Below are 16,289 nucleotides of genomic sequence, written 5' to 3'. Positions count from 1 at the left end.
GGCGGCGGAGAGCCGCCTCAGCCGGCCGCGGTACCGCCGCGCAGCGGGGCCGGCCGGCGCAGGCGGGCGGCGATCGCGACGCCCAGCAGCAACACCCCCGCCATGCCCCAGAAGGCCCGCTCGATGCCATGCGCCTGCGCCTGGCGCAGCGCCTCGCCATCCAGCCCCGCGCTGCCGGCATTCGCCACCGCCACCAGCACGGCCAGTGCCAGGGCCCCGCCGACCTGCTGGCTCATCGAGGCCATGCCGGAGGCCACGCCCTGTTCGTGTACGGCGACGCCGCTGCCGGCCGTCACCCACATCGCGGTCCAGGTCATCCCCTGGCCCACGCTCAGCAGCATGATCGGCGCCAGCAGGCGCCAGTAGCCGGCACCGCCCGGCAGCGCCAGGCACAGCCAGGCCGTGCCGGCCGCGCCGGCCAGCAAGCCGGCGAGCAGGGTGGCGCGTTCGCCCGCGCGCAGCAGCATGCGCTCGGCGCAATGGATGCCGGCCGTGCACAGCACCGTCGGCGGCAGGAAGGCCAGGCCGGCCTGCAGCACGCTGTAGCGATAGACCTCCTGGTAGTACAGCGCGAGGAAGTAGTACTGCGCACCGAAGCTCGCCATGAAGACGCAGGTCAGCAGCATGGCCAGGCGCAGCTTGCGGTGGCCGAACATGCGCAGCGGCACCAGGGGATCGGGGCTGTGCCGCTCGATGGCGACGAAGGCTGCCAGCAGGGCGCAGGCCAGCACGATGCTGCCGATGATGCCCGGCGCATCCCAGCCCGTTTCGGGGCCCTGCACCAGGGCCAGGACCAGCAGGGTGCCGCCGGCGGTCACGGTGAGCCCACCGGCCACGTCGAAGCGGCGCCCGCGCAGCGGCGGGCCGTCGGCCGGCAGGCAGCGCAGCGCGGCCAGCGCGCAGCCGCCGGCCAACGGCACGTTGACCAGGAAGATGGCCTGCCAGCCCAGCCACTCGGTCAGCACGCCGCCCAGCAGCGAGCCGAGCGCCAGCCCGACCGCCGAGGCCGCGCTCCAGACCGCGAATGCGCGCGTGCGGGCGGGCCCTTCGGCGAAGCAGGCATGGATCAGCGCCAGCGTGGCGGGAAACAGCATGGCACCGCCGATGCCCTGCAGCGCGCGCGCGGCGATCAGCAGGGCCTGGTCGGTGGCCACGCCCCCGGCCAGTGATGCCAGCGCGTAAAGCGCCTGGCCCAGCACATAGATGCGGCGCCGCCCGAGCAGGTCGGTGGCGCGCCCGCCCAGCAGCAGGAAGCCGCCGAAGGCAACCGTGTAGGCGCTCACCACCCACTGCAGCTGCTGTGCCGAGAAGCGCAGGGCGCCGCCGATTTCGGGCAGGGCAACGAAGACGATGGTGGCATCCAGCGCAATGATGAGCTGGGCCATGGCAAGCACGGTCAGCGCGCCCGCCGGCAGGCTGGCGGCGGCCGGCGCAGGTCGGGTAGCCGGGACGGTCATGGTGGGTCGATCCGAAAAAGTGACGGATGCAGAGTCTGTCCCATGCCTCTAGAATGATAAATACGTTATCTTTGCTTTCACCTATGCTTTGATGCATGAATCCGTGCATCGAACCAGGGGTCGGCATGCCGCCCGCGCCTGGGCGGCTCCGGCGCCTTCCGCGATGACCCAGACATGGACCTGAATGCCGTCAAGATGCTGATCCGCGTGGCCGAGGCCAGGAGCTTCACGCTGGCGGCGGCATCGCTGCAGATGACCCAGCCCGGCCTGTCACGCGCCATCAGCCGCCTCGAGGCCGAGCTGGGGGTGCGCCTGCTGCACCGGACCACGCGCAGCGTCGGCCTGACGCCCGACGGCCAGTTCTTCTACGAACGCTGCGCGCCGCTGCTGGCGGAACTCGAGCAGGCGGAAAAGCTGCTGGTGGACCGCCGTTGCGCCCCGTCCGGGCCGTTCAAGCTCAGCATGCCGGCCGGCCTCGGCCGCGTCGTGCTGCTGCCGCTGATCGCCCGGCTGGCCGAACAGCACCCTGCGCTGCGCATCGAGTCGGTGATGACCGACCGCATGGTCGACCTCAGCGAGGAGGGCTTCGATGCGGCGGTGCGCATGGGCCCCGTTCCCGAGGGCCGCATCGTGGTGCGCACGCTCGGCATGGCGCGCCGCGTCACCGTGGCGGCGCCGTCCTACCTCGCCGCGCACGGTACGCCGGCGCAACCCGAAGACCTGGCGCGGCACAACTGCCTGACGGTGCGCTGCGCGCGCACCGGCCGGCTGGAGGACTGGCTGTTCGCGCGCGCCGACGGGGCCTTCAGCGTGCCGGTCGAAGGCAAGCTCACCTTCGATGCGCCCGATGCACTGGTCGATGCAGCAGTGCTCGGCCATGGCGTGGTGCAGGTGCTGGCCTTCATGGCGCGCGACGCCATTGCCGCGGGACGGCTGGTGCCCGTGCTCGAAGCCTTCGAAGGTCCGGGCCGGCAGGTCTCGCTGGTCTATCCGCCTTCGCGCCAGTGTTCCCTGAAGATCGGCGCACTGGTGGAGGCGCTGGCGCAGGCCGAGTGGTAGACCGGCGCGCCCCGGCGTGCAAGGGCAGGCGGCATGACATGCGGCGATCATGGGAATGTGCCCAGCCTTGCACCGGAAAACTCCGAAAGTGCTACGCTATCTCAGCAGTCCGAGCCGCTACCCCAGGAGCCAAACGTGCCTCGCAAAACACCGATCGAACGCTACCGCAACATCGGCATCAGCGCCCATATCGATGCCGGCAAGACCACCACGACCGAACGCATCCTGTTCTACACCGGCGTGAACCACAAGATCGGTGAAGTGCACGACGGCGCGGCCACGATGGACTGGATGGAGCAGGAGCAGGAGCGCGGGATCACCATCACCTCGGCCGCCACCACGGCATTCTGGCGTGGCATGGCGGGCAACTATCCCGAGCATCGCATCAACATCATCGACACCCCGGGCCACGTCGACTTCACCATCGAGGTCGAGCGCTCGATGCGCGTGCTCGACGGCGCCTGCATGGTCTACGACGCCGTCGGCGGCGTGCAGCCGCAGTCCGAGACCGTCTGGCGCCAGGCCAACAAGTACAAGGTGCCGCGCCTGGCCTTCGTCAACAAGATGGATCGCGTCGGCGCGGACTTCTTCCGCGTGCACGGCCAGATCGTCGAGCGCCTGAAGGGCAATGTGGTACCGATTCAGGTGCCGATCGGCGCCGAGGACCAGTTCCGCGGCGTGATCGACCTGGTCAAGATGAAGGGCATCGTCTGGGATGACGAAAGCCAGGGCGTGCGCTTCGAGTACGTCGAGATCCCGCCCGAGCTGCTGGAGACCGCGCAGCATTGGCGCGAGAAGATGATCGAGGCCGCCGCCGAGGCCAGCGAGGAACTGCTCGAGCAGTACCTGTCCGGCGAGTCCCTGAGCGAAGCGCAGATCAAGGCCGGCCTGCGCAAGCGCACCGTCGCCAACGAGATCGTGCCCATGCTGTGCGGCAGCGCGTTCAAGAACAAGGGCGTGCAGAGCATGCTCGACGCGGTGATCGATTACCTGCCGTCGCCGGTGGACGTGCCCGCCATCCTCGGGCACACCGAGGACGACCGGGAGGCGGAGCGCCATCCGAGCGACGACGAGCCGTTCTCCGCGCTCGCCTTCAAGATCATGACCGATCCCTTCGTCGGCCAGTTGATCTTCTTCCGCGTCTACTCGGGCGTGGTCAACTCGGGCGATACCGTCTACAACCCGGGCAAGGGCAAGCGCGAGCGCATCGGGCGCATCCTGCAGATGCACGCCAACGTGCGCAACGAGATCAAGGAAGTACGCGCGGGCGACATCGCCGCGGCGGTGGGCCTGAAGGAGGCCACCACCGGCGACACGCTGTGCGACCCGCACAAGATCATCATCCTCGAGCGCATGAGCTTCCCCGATCCGGTGATCTCGCAGGCGGTCGAGCCGAAGACCAAGGCCGACCAGGAGAAGATGGGGCTGGCGCTGAACCGCCTGGCGCAGGAAGACCCGTCCTTCCGCGTCAAGACCGACGAGGAATCGGGGCAGACCATCATCTCCGGCATGGGCGAACTGCACCTGGAGATCATCGTCGACCGCATGCGGCGCGAGTTCGGCGTGGAGGCCTCGGTCGGCAAGCCGCAGGTGGCCTACCGCGAGACCATCAAGCAAGCGGTCAAGGACGTCGAAGGCAAGTTCGTCAAGCAGTCAGGCGGGCGCGGCCAGTATGGCCATGTGGTGATCGACGTGGCGCCGCAACCGCACGGCAAAGGCTATGAGTTCGTCGATGCCATCAAGGGCGGCGTGGTGCCGCGCGAGTTCATCCCGGCGGTGGACAAGGGCATCCAGGACACGCTCAATTCCGGCGTGCTGGCGGGCTACCCGGTGGTGGACGTCAAGGTGACGCTGGTGTTCGGCTCCTACCACGACGTCGACTCCAACGAGAACGCCTTCCGCACGGCAGGCTCGATGGCTTTCAAGGAAGGCATGCGCCGCGCCCGGCCGATCCTGCTCGAACCGATGATGGCGGTGGAAGTGGAGACGCCCGAGGAATTCACCGGCAATGTGATGGGCGACCTCACCTCGCGGCGCGGCATGGTGCTGGGCATGGAAGATATCGCCGGTGGCGGCGGCAAGATCGTGCGCGCCGAAGTGCCGCTGGCGACCATGTTCGGCTACTCCACCTCGCTGCGCTCGCTGACGCAGGGCCGCGCCACCTACACGATGGAGTTCAAGCACTACGCGGAAGCGCCGGCCAGCGTGGCCGAAGCGGTCATCAACGCGAAAAAGGCGGCCTAGGCTTCCGGCTTCGCCTGCCGGCTGCTTCGGTCGCCTTGGGTGCATCCTGGCGGCTCCTTCCAGCACGATCGGATCCGCGCGGCGCCGGTTCGCTTCCCTCTTCCGCCTGCGGGAGAGGGGCCGGGGGTGAGGGCAGGCGCTGGCGCGACGGCACCGTGCCGCTCGCCAACCCTCCTCACTCGCGCGGACACCGCAGCAATGCGCGCTCCGTGCCCGTGCTGCCCGCCATCGCCGTGAGCTGCGGCGCAAGCGAGCGCAGCAGGTGCACGGCGAGGGCGCTGGTGAAGTTGTAGTGCGATGCGTCCTGTCCCTTGACGAACAGCGTGACGGTGCCGAAGTAGCGCTCGCCGAGCACGAAGACGAAGGTCGCCGACCGGCTCACCGCATACGAGGCCACCACCCGCCCGCCAGGGCCGCCGACCTGGTAGCGCTGGTCGCCGGTGCCGGTCTTGCCGCCCACCGCCAGCTGCGCGGACGGCGGCTGGCCGGCCACGGTGAAGGCATCCCGGATGGAGCTGGCGGTGCCGCCCTGCACCACCTCGGTCATCGAGCGGCGCACCAGCGCTGCCACCTCGGGCGGCAGCAGGCGTTGAGGTGTGGGCGCCTGCAGCGCGAACTGCGTGGCGTAGGGAGTCCCCTCGGCAAAATCCAGCCGAGTCAGCGCCGCGGTGCGCACCGCCAGCCCGCCGCCGAGCAGGATGCCGGCCAGTTCCGCCAGCGCGGCCGGGCGGTCGCCCGAGGCGCCGATGGCGGTGGCATAGGACGGCGTCAGCGCATCGAAGGGATAGCCCAGGCGGTGCCAGCGCTGCGCGATGCGCACGAAGGCATCCTGTTCCAGCAGCGTGCGGATGCGATTGTCCTGGCCGAACTTGCTGTGCGTGCGGAACAGCCAGCGGTAGACCTCCTGGCGCTGCGCGCGGCTGTCGCGTAATACCTGTTCCAGCGTGGCGTCCGGATGCCCGGCCAGGTACTCGACCAGCCACAGTTCCAGAGGATGGATGCGCGACAGGTAGCCGCGGTCATTGAGGTTGAACTTGTCGTGGCCGTATTTCTGGTACAGCTTGTCGATGTCTTCATCGGAAAGCTTCAGCGCCGGCAGGCGCGCGCGCAGGACGCGGGCAAAACCGGCCTCGTCGAGCGACGGCTCGACGCTGAGCAGGGCTACGGCCAGGTGCACCGCACCGAGATGCGATGGCGGCGTGCGCACGCGATCCAGCAGCGCGCTGATGCGGTGCGGCTGGTCCAGGTGACGGTAGCGCCGGTAGAAGCCCGCCATATAGGCACTGCCTTCGATATCGGCGAAGCGCTCGAGGTAGCCGCGCCGCTCCGGCGCGGCACGGTCTTCCATCAGGCGGTCGACATCGGGATGGGCCTGCGCCACTTCGTAGCGCACGATATCGCGCATCAGGCGGATGAAGACGAGGTTGACCGAATGCTGGAAACCCTGGCGCACGGTCATGATGCGCTCGCCTTCCCAGCGCTCGAAATTGGAGAAGCTCTGCATGCCGCCGCCGGTAAAGAACGCCTCACCCGGATTGCCCGAATACTTGCGCTCGAGCGCGGCTTCCAGCATCGGTTCGAGCGCGCGCTCATCGACCTCGCGCGTCTTCAGCATGTAGTCGACCGCCCAGCGGCTCAGCACGTCGTTGCGCGCCAGCCTGGCCGCCTGCAGTTCGGCGCGGCTCATGTCGGCATAGCGCGCCTGCAGTTCGGTGACGATCTCCAGGTAGGTGACCAGCGTGCGCAGCTTGGCGGTGGAGCCGAGGTTGAGCCGCGCACCGCTGTTGAGGTCGAACGGCTGGTCGACGTTGTCGGCCTGCACGCGCAGCAGGCTGGCGTTGCCAACCCGCTCGTACAGCGTGAAGCTCGCCACCAGCTTGCCCGGATCGTCGCCGGGACGCAGCATGTTGTAGCCGTACAGCCCCATCTCGCGCGCGCCGGCGGGATCGTGCAGGCGCTGCAGCACCGCGCTGATGTCGCGCTGCGCCTCGCGGTTGACGCTGCTGGTGGCGCGCAGGTCGAGCCGGTCGAGTTCATAGCGGCTCGGTATCCCGGTCAGGTGCGAGAGGTCGGCGCGCAACTGGTTCTCCGCCTTGCGTGTGACATAGGGCGGCTGCGGCGGCCGCGGCGGCGGTGCCGCCTTGTCCAGGGGCTGGGCCAGCGCGGCGTCGCGCAGCGCGGGCGTGATGCTGCCGTTGGCGGCCAGCAGGCGCAGATAGCTGCCGGTCAGCGCATCCAGGTTGGTGTCGTCGCGGCGCAGATGGAAGGTGGGACGGCGCTGCGCGATGATCAGCGACAGCGCGCGCTTGAACACCTGCGCCTCGCGCGGCGTGGGATGGACCGGGTCCATGCCGGTCAGCAGGCGGTTCGCCTCGGCGAAATCCTCGCCGTACCAGACCCACAGGCCGTCACCGATGCCGTTGACCTCGCCGAAGCCGGCCCGCGCCGCCAGCGGCACCGTGTTCAGGTAGTCCACCACCACGCGCTCGCGCGCGGCCTGCGTGTCGGGGCCTTCCAGGTAGGCGCGCAGCGAGGCGGACGCCATCTGCCGGAACTTCTCCCTGACAGAGACCGTGCGGCCCTCTGGCGAGTGCCGGTATTTCTCGATCTGCGTAGCCAGCGTGCTGCCGCCGGGCGAGTCATGGTGGCGCAGTGCCAGGCGCAGGCCCTGGTCGGCGATCGCATGCGAGAAGCGTACCCAGTCCAGCGCCGGATTGCGCTCCGGGAATTCGGGATTGAGCAGGCCCTGGTTCTCGACGAACAGCAGGGCGTTGACCATCACCGTCGGCACGGCTGCGAAGCCGGCGTACTGGCGTTGCGGATAGTGCTGTGCGGCCAAGGTCAGGCCGTTGCAGTCCAGCAGGGACAGCCCGGCCTGGTCCTTCTCGGGGTAGGGCGCGAACAGGCCGTAGTCGATGGCCCGCAGCATGTCGTCCGACATGCGCGCCTGCGCCACCGGCGCGTAGCCACGGGCCGCCAGGCGCTTGCTGATGCCGGGCAGCAGCGCGTAGCCCAGGCGGGTGTCATAAGGCGAGGGGTCGGGAAAGCGGATGCTGTCACTGGCCCCCGGCTGCACCTCGAAGCGGATGTCGCGCCCCAGGCGGGACAGGTAGCGGGCCTGCAGGCGCGAGGTGCGCAATTCGTCGGCGATGCCGTGGCCGATGACGTAGACGCCACCCAGGGTGGTGGCCAGCACCACCAGGCGCAGCCAGCCTCGCCGTGGCGGGCGGCGAGCGGCCTCGCGCTTCGCGCTGCGCGCGGAGGCGGAAGACCGGTTCAGGACCCTTGGCAGCACGGCGATAATCCAGCGGCAGCGTTGCGACGGACATCGATGATGCTACTAGTATCGTCGCTGGCGCGAGGAATGCGCGTGCTTTCGCGCACGGAAGCACACCGAAGCGCGCGGCCGCGCAACAGGTGGAGGCCGTGCCACCCGGGGTGCCGGGGGCGGCACCGGGGTGGTCGACCCGGCGCCGCACGGACTGCGCGGACTAGTTCGCGGCCACCGGCACGGGGCGGCCGGTAAAGGGATAGCTGGGGTCGCTGTAGCCGGGCGTGGAGGCATGGCCGGGACGCACCAGCGCATCGACCATCGCCTCTTCCTGCGGCGATAGCGCCACGCCCAGCGCACCGAAGTAGTCCTCGAACTGGGCCAGCGTGCGCGGCCCGGCAATGACTGCGCTGACCAGCGGATTGGCCAGCACCCAGGCCGTGGCGAACTGCCCCAGCGTCAGTCCGCGTGCCTCGGCATGCGCCTTGAGCTGCTGGGCGATGAGGAGCGACTCCTGGCGGAACTCGGTCTCCATGATGCGACGGTCGGCACGCCCTGCGCGGGTGCCTTCCGGCGGCTGCTGGCCCGGCAGGTACTTGCCGGTCAGCACGCCGCGCGCGATCGGGCTGTAGGGCACCACGCCCAGGCCGTAGTGGCCGCAGGCCGGCAGGATCTCCACCTCCGGCATGCGGTTGAGCAGGTTGTAGTAGGGCTGGCAGCAGACCGGGCGCGGCACGCCGAGCTGCTCGCACAGGCGCGCCACCTCGGCGATGCGCCAGCCGCGGAAGTTGGACAAGGCCCAGTAGCGGATCTTGCCGGCGCGCACCAGGTCGCCCATGGCACGCACCGCTTCCTCGAGGTTCTCGCCCTCGTAGTCGCGGTGCAGGTAGAGGATGTCGAGGTAATCGGTGGCGAGGCGGCGCAGGCTGTCCTCTACCGCACGCAGGATCCAGCTGCGCGAATAGTGCGAAAGATTGGGGCCGGCGCCCATGGCGTTGCCCAGCTTGCTGGCCAGCACCCAGCGCTCGCGGTCGCCGGTGAGCAGGCGGCCCACCATCTGTTCCGAGGCGCCGCGGCTGTACACGTCGGCGGTGTCGATGAAGTTGACACCATGTTCGCGCGCGCTGGCCACGATGCGCGAGGCTTCGCTCTCGTCGGTCTGGTCGGCGAACATCATGGTGCCGAGGCACAGGGCCGACACCTTCAGGTTGCTGGCGCCCAGGCGCCGGTATGGCATGTTCGATTCGGGCATGGCAGGTTCGTGCTGGAGAGGGGTTCGGGAATGCGCGGCGTGCACGACAGGCAGACGGCCGCCGCGACTGGCATTGTGCCGCGAGCCGGGCGCGCCTGCAGGAGGCGCGGGCGGGGCGATCCGCCGCGCCGCCGCCACGGCGGCATTGCCGGCGCCGCAGGAGCGGGCTATCTTGGGAAGCACGCCCGCGCTGCGTGCCGACCATCTCCCGAGCCGAGGTCTTCCATGTCTGCTGCCGACCGTCCCGTCGCCGCTCCCGCCCCCCTTGGCCAGGCAGTTCGCCAGTCCCGCCCGCTGCACGCGGCCGCCCTCGCCTGGCTGGCCCGCCTCGCCTGGCTGGCCGGACTGGCCTGCGCCAGTGCCGGCGCGGCGCGCGCGCAGGTACCCGAGCAGGTGGTGGACATCCTCACCCGCCCCGGCGTGACCCAGCGCTTCCTCTACCTCGCACCGGCGGCGCCGAAGGCGGCCGTGGTGCTCTACGCGGGCGGCCACGGCGGCCTGCGCATCTTCCCCAACGGCTCGATGGGCTGGGGCGCCGGCAACTTCGTGGTGCGTACGCGCCAGGACTTCGCCGCGGCCGGCCTGGCGGTGGCGGTGGTCGACGCCCCCAGCGACCGGCTGTCCCCGCCCTACCTGAACGGCTTCCGGCAGGGTGCGGAACACGCGGCCGACGCGCGCGCGGTGATCGCCTGGGTGCGCGAGCATGCCAAGGTGCCGGTATGGCTGGTCGGCACCAGCCGCGGCACGCAGTCGGTGGCGGCGATCGCCATCCGCCTGGCGGACGGCGGCGGCCCCGACGGCATCGTGCTGACCTCGACCATCCTGCGCGAGGAGCGCGGGCGCGCGGTGCCGCAGATGGAACTGGCCAGGCTGGCGCTACCGGTGCTGGTGGTGCACCACAAGGACGACGGCTGCAAGCTGTGCCCGGTGGCCGATACCGGCATGCTGATGGACCGGCTCACGGCCGCGCCGCGCAAGGAGCTGGTGGTGGTCAGCGGCGGCAGCAACCAGGGCGATCCGTGCGAGGCCATGGCCTATCACGGCTACAACGGGATCGAACCGCAGGTGGTGCAGTCGATCGCGACGTGGATCACCGCGGCGCGCTGAGCGCCGGCACGCGCGGCCGCGGGCGCTAGTCCGCTGCGTCAGAGAAAGCACCGCCGCTCGGGAGCGCATGCTCTGGTGCAGTGGACTTGGCCGCCCCAGCCGTCGGTGGACAGCAGCGCGTCGAGCGGGCGGCCGTGCCGCCAGTCCTCCAGTTCCAGCATCGGCGCCGGGTAGAAGGCATGGACCGGGCCCAGGCACAGGATGGCGATGGGCTGGCTGCCGGACGGCATGCCCAGCAGCGCGGCCAGGGCCTGCGGCTCGAACATCGAGACCCAGCCCATGCCGAGGTTCTCCACGCGGGCCGCCAGCCACAGGTTCTGGATGGCGCAGGCGGCCGAGCACAGCGCCATTTCGCGCGGCATGGTGCGCCGCCCGAACACGGTACCGTCGTCGGGCGCCAGCGCCGCCACCAGCAGCTCGGCGCAGTCCCTCACACCCTCCACCTTGAGCTTCAGGAAAGCCTCGCCGCGCGCGCCGAGCGCCTGGGCCGTGCGCTGGCGCTCCTGCTCCACCAGGCCGGCGATGCGCTCGCGCAGGCCGGCGTCGACGATGCGCACGAAGCGCCAGGGCTGCATCAGGCCGACCGACGGCGCGCGGTGGGCGGCCTCCAGCAGCCGGCGCAGCACCGCCTCGTCGACGCGGGCGCCGGCGATGAAATGGCGCATGTCGCGCCGCGCCGCCGCCAGCCGGTAGAAGGCCGCCTGTTCGTCGGGCGTGAAGTCCGGCTCGGCCGGTCGCGGGTCGCTGGCGGGGGTGGTCATGGGATCGGGACGAGGGCGAGGGCGAAGGAACGGGAAGGGAAACGGGTCGATGGCCGGCAAAAACAAAACGCCGCCGGCAAGCCTGCCGGCGGCGTCGGCCCGGCCTCCCTGCGGACGCCGGGCAAGCGCGCGGGAACGGGCATGCCGCCCGGCCCGCCGCCCATGCTTCAGTCTTCCAGCTGCGGCAGCCCGGCGTCGCCGCCGGTCAGCAGGCCACCCTTGGTGTAGTTGACCAGTTTCTCGCGCGTGTCGACGATGTCCAGCGTGCGCATGGTCAGCTGGCCGATACGGTCCTGCGGCGAGAACATCGACTCGCCCTTTTCCATGGTCAGCCGCTCCGGCTTGTAGGTCAGGTTCGGCGAGGTGGTGTTCAGCAGCGAGTAATCATTGCCGCGGCGCAGCTCGATGGTCACTTCGCCGGTGATGGCGCTGGCCACCCAGCGCTGCGCGGCCTCGCGCAGCATGATGGCCTGCGGGTCGAACCAGCGGCCCTGGTACAGCAGGCGGCCCAGGCGGCGGCCGTTGTCGCGGTACTGCTCGATGGTGTCCTCGTTGTGGATGCCGGTCACCAGGCGCTCGTAGGCGATGAACAGCAGCGCCAGGCCCGGGGCCTCGTAGATGCCGCGGCTCTTGGCCTCGATGATGCGGTTCTCGATCTGGTCGCTCATGCCCAGGCCGTGGCGGCCGCCGATGCGGTTGGCCTCGGCCAGCAGCTCGACGGCATTGGCGAAGGTCTGGCCGTTCAGCGCGACCGGCTGGCCGGCCTCGAAGCGCACCGTGACTTCCTCTGCCTTGATGGCGCAGTCATCGCGCCAGAACGGCACGCCCATGATGGGCTCGACGATCTTGATGCCGGCGTTCAGGTGCTCGAGATCCTTGGCCTCGTGCGTGGCGCCCAGCATGTTCGAGTCGGTCGAGTAGGCCTTCTCCACCGACATCTTGTAGTCGAAGCCGTTGGCGATCAGGAACTCGCTCATTTCCTTGCGGCCGCCCAGCTCGTCGATGAAGGTCTGGTCCAGCCACGGCTTGTAGATCTGCAGGCCAGGGTTGGTCAGGAGGCCGTAGCGGTAGAAGCGCTCGATGTCATTGCCCTTGAACGTGCTGCCATCGCCCCAGATATTGACGCCATCCTCCTTCATCGCGGCCACCAGCATGGTGCCGGTGACGGCGCGGCCGATCGGCGTGGTGTTGAAGTAGGTGACGCCGGCGGTGGAGATGTGGAAGGCGCCGCACTGCAGTGCGGCGATGCCCTCGGCCACCAGTTGCTGGCGGCAATCGATCAGGCGCGCATCCTCGGCACCATACGCCTTGGCGCGGCGCGGGATGTCCGAGTAGTCCGGCTCGTCGGGCTGGCCCAGGTTGGCCGTGTAGGCATAGGGAATCGCGCCCTTTTGGCGCATCCACAGGAGCGCTGCGCTGGTGTCGAGGCCGCCCGAGAAGGCGATACCGACGCGCTGGCCGGTCGGAATGTGCTGCAGAATGGTAGTCATCGCCAATGATGGTGTGAGTTTGTCGGCTCTTGCGGCGCGTTTCCCGCCGCCGTGCGGCGCAGACGCCGGCTTTCCGGCCCCGGGCGGGACCAGGCAACGCGAGCAGCCGGTTTCGGATGCCAATCCGCAATTGTGACACGGACGCGGCGGAGCGCCAAACAGGGGCGGCCGGCTGCGTGGCTCGCGCCGCCGGCCATGCGCCTTCCCCGCGCCGGCTCCTTCCCCCGGGCCAGGTCGCCACACGCCCGCCACGCGCCCACCACAGGGCGTTCGAATCGCGCGAACGCCCGCTTCAAAACTCTCGACTGGCCCGCCGCCGAGGGCGCTCCCTATACTCCGCCGCACGGTTCATCGACACGGAGCCGACATGCCGGTGATGGCGGTGGAAAGCTCGCACGCGGTCAACCCCGACGTCTACCAGAAGACCCCTACGACCCGGTCAAGGACTTCGCGCCGATCAGCAATCTGGCCGACGTGCCCAGCGTGCTGGTGGTCAACCCCGCCTTCGCCGCCAAGGACCTGCATGCCTTCATCGCCCTGCTGGTTCGGCCTGGGCGTGCCGGCCGGCGTGCCGGGGCCCATCCTCGACCAGCTCAACCAGGCGGTGCGCCAGGTGCTGGCCGGGCCGGACGTGGTGGCCGCCATCGAGAAGCAGGGCGCGCTGCCCAGCCCGACCTCGCGCGCGGAGTTCGCCGAGCTGGTGCACACGGAGAATGCGCGCTGGCGCAAGATCGTCGAGGATATCCACTTCGCCAAGCTGCAATGACGCAGCGCCATCGCCAACCGGCATCCGCTGCCCGCCCGGCCGGGGTCGGGCAGTATCCAAGGAGACCCGCATGACCGCCACCCCCGCAGCGACTTCATCGACCGCACCCGATCCGCAGGACCTGCCGGAACAGGAAGTCGCCCGCCACGCCAGCGTGGCGATCGACACGCAAGGCGTCGCCACCCTGACCATCTGCGGCGCCGGCTCGCTCAACATCCTCGGCACACCCGTGATCCGCGCCCTGACCGCGGCGGTCACGGCCCTGGCCGCCGATCCCGATATCCGCGTGCTGGTCCTGCGCGGCAGCGGCGACAAGGGCCTGGTCGGCGGCGCCGACATCAAGGAGATGGCGGCGCTCGACCGCGCCAGCGCCGAGCGCTTCATCAGCAGCCTGCGCGGCCTATGCGATGCCATGCGTCACTTCCCCGCGCCGGTCATCGCGCGCATGCCGGGCTGGTGCCTGGGCGGCGGCCTGGAACTGGCGCTCGCCTGCGACCTGCGCATCGCTGCCGACGACGTGCGGCTCGGCATGCCGGAAGTGAAGGTGGGCATTCCGTCGGTGATCCATGCCGCGCTGATGCCGCGCCTGATCGGCAACGCGCGCGCGGCCTGGATGCTGCTGACCGGCGAGCCTTGCGACGCCGCCGAGGCCTTGTCCTGGGGACTGGTGCACAAGGTCGTGCCGCTGGCCGGGCTGGATGAGGCGGTGGCGCAGCTGGCCACGCTGCTGGCGGGCTTCGGCCCGACCGCGCTGCGCCAGCAGAAGCGGCTGCTGCGCGAATGGGAAGACGCCCCGGTCGACACCTCGATCGCGCGCAGCGTGGCCGAGTTCGGCAGCGCCTTCGACACCGGCGAGCCCCAGCAGCATATGCAGGGCTTCCTGCAGCGCAAGCGCTGACGCCCGCACCGGCGGCATGACGCCCGCTTGGCCGCTGCCGGCCTCAGGCGGGCGTGGACGCAGCCGGCGCGTCGCGCGTAGCCGCCACGCGCGGATCGTCCAGCAGGAACTGCGCAAAGGCCGCGGTGAAAGCCGGCAGCCTGCCGTCGGCCCGCACGATCAGGCTCAGTTCGCGCCGGGCCCATGGCTCGGCCAGCGGCACGGCGCCCACGCGCGCCTGCGCCAGCGCCTCGGCGGCGACGCTGCGCGGCACCAGGGCCAGGCCGACGCCGGCTTCCACCAGCGCCAGCACCGCCTCGAAACCATGCGCGTGCAACCGCACGTTGGGACTGCGCCCTTCGCGCTGGGCCATCTCGCGCAAGAACAGGTAGTTGCTGCTGGCGCGGCTCATGCAGACGAAATCGAACTCAAGCGCCGCGCCGAAGCGGATGCCGGCGGCCAGCCCCGGCAGGCGCAGCAGCGGATGGCCCGGCGGCACCGCCAGGATCAGTTCGTCCACCGTATAGCGCGACGCGCGCACCCCCGGCGTGTCGACGGCGGCGGCAAGGATGCCGATGTCGGCTTCCTGCGCTGCGACAGCAGCCAGGATCGCCTCGCTGGCCCGCTCTTCCAGGTCGATGTTGACCTCGGGATGCGCGCTCAGGAAGCGGCTCACGCTGGGGATGATGAAACCGTTGAGCGAGCTGCTGTTGGCCAGCAGCTTGATATGCCCGCGCAGGCCGGACGAGAAGCGGCCCACTTCGCCATGCATGCGCTCGACGCCGAGCAGCAGCTCGCGCACGTGCACCAGCAGCGTTTCGCCGGCAGGCGTCAGCTCCATGCCGCGCGCGCTGCGCACGAACAGCGGCGTGCCCAGCGCGTGCTCCAGGTTCTTCAAGCGATAGCTCGCGGCCGATGCCGTGATATGCACGGCCGCGGCGCCGTTCGACAGGCTCTGTGCCTGCGCGATCGCCTGGAACAGGCGCAGGTCCGTCAGTTCGTAGCGCACATTGTCTCCTTCCTGCTGCAGGCCGGTGCCTCGGCGATGTGATGGCAGCGCCAGCGCGGCACGCCAGTCTAGTGGAAGCGCCCCGGCCTGCCCAGCTGCGCAAGTTGTAACCGCATGCGCGCCAATGTGGACAATCGCCACATCAACGCCTATCTTTGTGTACGCCGTACACAAAACCGCACCGATGGCCATCACCGGTAACGGTGCGCTCCAGGAGATCCCCATGCAAGTCCAGCCTTACCTGTTCTTCGAGGGCCGCTGCGAAGAGGCGGTCGCGTTCTACCAGCGCGCCATCGGCGCCGAACTGATCACCATGATGCGCTACCAGGACAATCCTGAGCCGCAGGCCGGCAACGGCTGCATGCAGGCGCCCCCCGCAGGCGACAAGGTGATGCATATGGCCATGCGTATCGGCGCCACCACGGTGATGGGCTCGGATGGCCGCTGCGAGGGCAAGCCCGCGTTCCAGGGCTTCGCACTGTCGCTCAATACGCCGGACGAAGCCGCCGCGCGCAAGCTGTTCGATGCGCTCGGCGACGGCGGCCAGGTGCTGATGCCACTGGGGCGTACCTTCTTCTCGCCGGCCTTCGGCATGGTGGCGGACCGCTTCGGCGTATCGTGGATGGTGCTGGTCGCGCCGGACACGCCCTGAGCGTGGCCGGCGCCCGCGCACCTGCTCCGCCGGGTGACGCGGAGCGCGCACGCGTCCGTTGTTCTACAATGCCCGCCCGCACGGCGACGTGAGTTGGAGAACGGAGAACGCGTGATGGAATCCCGCCTTACCGAACTGGAGATCAAGCTGGCCTTCCAGGAGGACCTGCTGGAAGCGCTGAACGCGACCGTGGCGCGGCAGCAGCAGGAGATCGCATCGCTGCAGGAGCAGTTCCGCGCCCTTTACCAGCAGGTGCGCCAAGGCGGCGGCGCCGACCATGCCGGCCCGCAGCACGAGATCCCGCCGCACTACTGAACCGAGGCCCGCCGCGCCGGCGGCCGGGA

General features: G+C 69.9%; 12 protein-coding genes and 1 pseudogene. 7 read left to right on the top strand and 6 right to left on the bottom strand.

Features of this window, described 5'->3' with window-relative positions:
- Positions 1–17: 17 nt before the first annotated feature.
- A complete protein-coding gene (locus tag BKK79_RS25895; RefSeq protein WP_071017462.1) occupies positions 18–1,457 on the bottom strand; it encodes an MFS transporter in 1,440 nt (479 codons plus the stop codon).
- Positions 1,458–1,631: 174 nt separating this feature from the next.
- Between BKK79_RS25895 and BKK79_RS25890 the strand changes: the two genes are divergently transcribed.
- Positions 1,632–2,516 carry a LysR family transcriptional regulator gene (locus tag BKK79_RS25890; protein WP_071017464.1) on the top strand — a complete coding sequence of 295 codons (885 nt, stop codon included), beginning with the start codon at positions 1,632–1,634 and terminating at the stop codon, positions 2,514–2,516.
- 135 nt (positions 2,517–2,651) lie between these two features.
- Positions 2,652–4,760 carry an elongation factor G gene (gene fusA / locus BKK79_RS25885; RefSeq protein ID WP_071017466.1) on the top strand — a complete coding sequence of 703 codons (2,109 nt, stop codon included), beginning with the start codon at positions 2,652–2,654 and terminating at the stop codon, positions 4,758–4,760.
- Positions 4,761–4,935: 175 nt separating this feature from the next.
- Here the strand turns inward: fusA and BKK79_RS25880 are convergent, their stop codons facing one another.
- Both BKK79_RS25880 and BKK79_RS25875 read right to left on the bottom strand, forming a co-directional pair.
- Positions 4,936–7,956: a transglycosylase domain-containing protein gene (locus BKK79_RS25880; protein ID WP_071040373.1), complete on the bottom strand. Its 3,021-nt coding sequence runs from the start codon at positions 7,954–7,956 to the stop codon at positions 4,936–4,938.
- A gap of 295 nt (positions 7,957–8,251) precedes the next feature.
- Positions 8,252–9,283 carry an aldo/keto reductase gene (locus BKK79_RS25875; protein WP_071039210.1) on the bottom strand — a complete coding sequence of 344 codons (1,032 nt, stop codon included), beginning with the start codon at positions 9,281–9,283 and terminating at the stop codon, positions 8,252–8,254.
- Between the two features lie 225 nt (positions 9,284–9,508).
- On the opposite strand from BKK79_RS25875, the gene BKK79_RS25870 reads away from it, so the two are divergent.
- The gene (locus BKK79_RS25870; protein ID WP_198173399.1) at positions 9,509–10,390 is read left to right on the top strand and encodes an alpha/beta hydrolase; all 882 of its coding nucleotides are present in this window, start codon (positions 9,509–9,511) and stop codon (positions 10,388–10,390) included.
- 38 nt (positions 10,391–10,428) lie between these two features.
- On the opposite strand, the gene bluB is transcribed toward BKK79_RS25870, so the two are convergent.
- The gene (bluB, locus tag BKK79_RS25865) at positions 10,429–11,151 is read right to left on the bottom strand and encodes a 5,6-dimethylbenzimidazole synthase (RefSeq protein ID WP_071039209.1); all 723 of its coding nucleotides are present in this window, start codon (positions 11,149–11,151) and stop codon (positions 10,429–10,431) included.
- A gap of 167 nt (positions 11,152–11,318) precedes the next feature.
- Positions 11,319–12,641 carry an argininosuccinate synthase gene (gene argG / locus BKK79_RS25860; RefSeq protein ID WP_071017472.1) on the bottom strand — a complete coding sequence of 441 codons (1,323 nt, stop codon included), beginning with the start codon at positions 12,639–12,641 and terminating at the stop codon, positions 11,319–11,321.
- A 373-nt stretch (positions 12,642–13,014) separates the two neighbouring features.
- Between argG and BKK79_RS39310 the strand changes: the two are divergent.
- Together BKK79_RS39310 and BKK79_RS25850 are read left to right on the top strand one after the other, a co-directional pair.
- Positions 13,015–13,407: pseudogene (locus tag BKK79_RS39310) on the top strand (tripartite tricarboxylate transporter substrate-binding protein); the annotation flags it as partial.
- 70 nt (positions 13,408–13,477) lie between these two features.
- Positions 13,478–14,305 (top strand): enoyl-CoA hydratase, encoded by an 828-nt coding sequence (locus BKK79_RS25850; RefSeq protein WP_084085178.1) that lies wholly within the window; start codon positions 13,478–13,480, stop codon positions 14,303–14,305.
- Positions 14,306–14,348: 43 nt separating this feature from the next.
- Here the strand turns inward: BKK79_RS25850 and BKK79_RS25845 are convergent, their stop codons facing one another.
- On the bottom strand, positions 14,349–15,293 hold the full coding sequence (locus BKK79_RS25845; RefSeq protein WP_071039207.1) for a LysR family transcriptional regulator: 945 nt from the start codon (positions 15,291–15,293) through the stop codon (positions 14,349–14,351).
- Between the two features lie 223 nt (positions 15,294–15,516).
- Here BKK79_RS25845 and BKK79_RS25840 point away from each other — a divergent pair, with 223 nt between their 5' ends.
- Both BKK79_RS25840 and BKK79_RS25835 read left to right on the top strand, forming a co-directional pair.
- Positions 15,517–15,945, top strand: coding sequence for a VOC family protein (locus BKK79_RS25840; RefSeq protein WP_071017478.1), 429 nt, complete (start codon positions 15,517–15,519; stop codon positions 15,943–15,945).
- Positions 15,946–16,059: 114 nt separating this feature from the next.
- Positions 16,060–16,260 carry a SlyX family protein gene (locus BKK79_RS25835; protein ID WP_071017480.1) on the top strand — a complete coding sequence of 67 codons (201 nt, stop codon included), beginning with the start codon at positions 16,060–16,062 and terminating at the stop codon, positions 16,258–16,260.
- The last annotated feature ends 29 nt before the right edge of the window (positions 16,261–16,289 follow it).

The organism is Cupriavidus sp. USMAA2-4 (assembly GCF_001854305.1).
Classification (GTDB): domain Bacteria; phylum Pseudomonadota; class Gammaproteobacteria; order Burkholderiales; family Burkholderiaceae; genus Cupriavidus; species Cupriavidus malaysiensis.
The sequence above is the reverse complement of the archived record's forward strand: the minus strand, read 5'-3'. Positions and strand labels throughout refer to the sequence as shown.

Excerpts from the sequence above, each read along its gene's own strand:
- BKK79_RS25870 (WP_198173399.1), top strand. The coding sequence starts at position 9,509 with ATGTCTGCTGCCGACCGTCCCGTCGCCGCTCCCGCCCCCCTTGGCCAG.
- bluB (WP_071039209.1), bottom strand. The coding sequence starts at position 11,151 with ATGACCACCCCCGCCAGCGACCCGCGACCGGCCGAGCCGGACTTCACG.
- argG (WP_071017472.1), bottom strand. The coding sequence starts at position 12,641 with ATGACTACCATTCTGCAGCACATTCCGACCGGCCAGCGCGTCGGTATC.
- BKK79_RS25850 (WP_084085178.1), top strand. The coding sequence starts at position 13,478 with ATGACCGCCACCCCCGCAGCGACTTCATCGACCGCACCCGATCCGCAG.
- BKK79_RS25835 (WP_071017480.1), top strand. The coding sequence starts at position 16,060 with ATGGAATCCCGCCTTACCGAACTGGAGATCAAGCTGGCCTTCCAGGAG.
- BKK79_RS25890 (WP_071017464.1), top strand. The coding sequence starts at position 1,632 with ATGGACCTGAATGCCGTCAAGATGCTGATCCGCGTGGCCGAGGCCAGG.
- BKK79_RS25895 (WP_071017462.1), bottom strand. The coding sequence starts at position 1,457 with ATGACCGTCCCGGCTACCCGACCTGCGCCGGCCGCCGCCAGCCTGCCG.
- BKK79_RS25840 (WP_071017478.1), top strand. The coding sequence starts at position 15,517 with ATGCAAGTCCAGCCTTACCTGTTCTTCGAGGGCCGCTGCGAAGAGGCG.
- BKK79_RS25875 (WP_071039210.1), bottom strand. The coding sequence starts at position 9,283 with ATGCCCGAATCGAACATGCCATACCGGCGCCTGGGCGCCAGCAACCTG.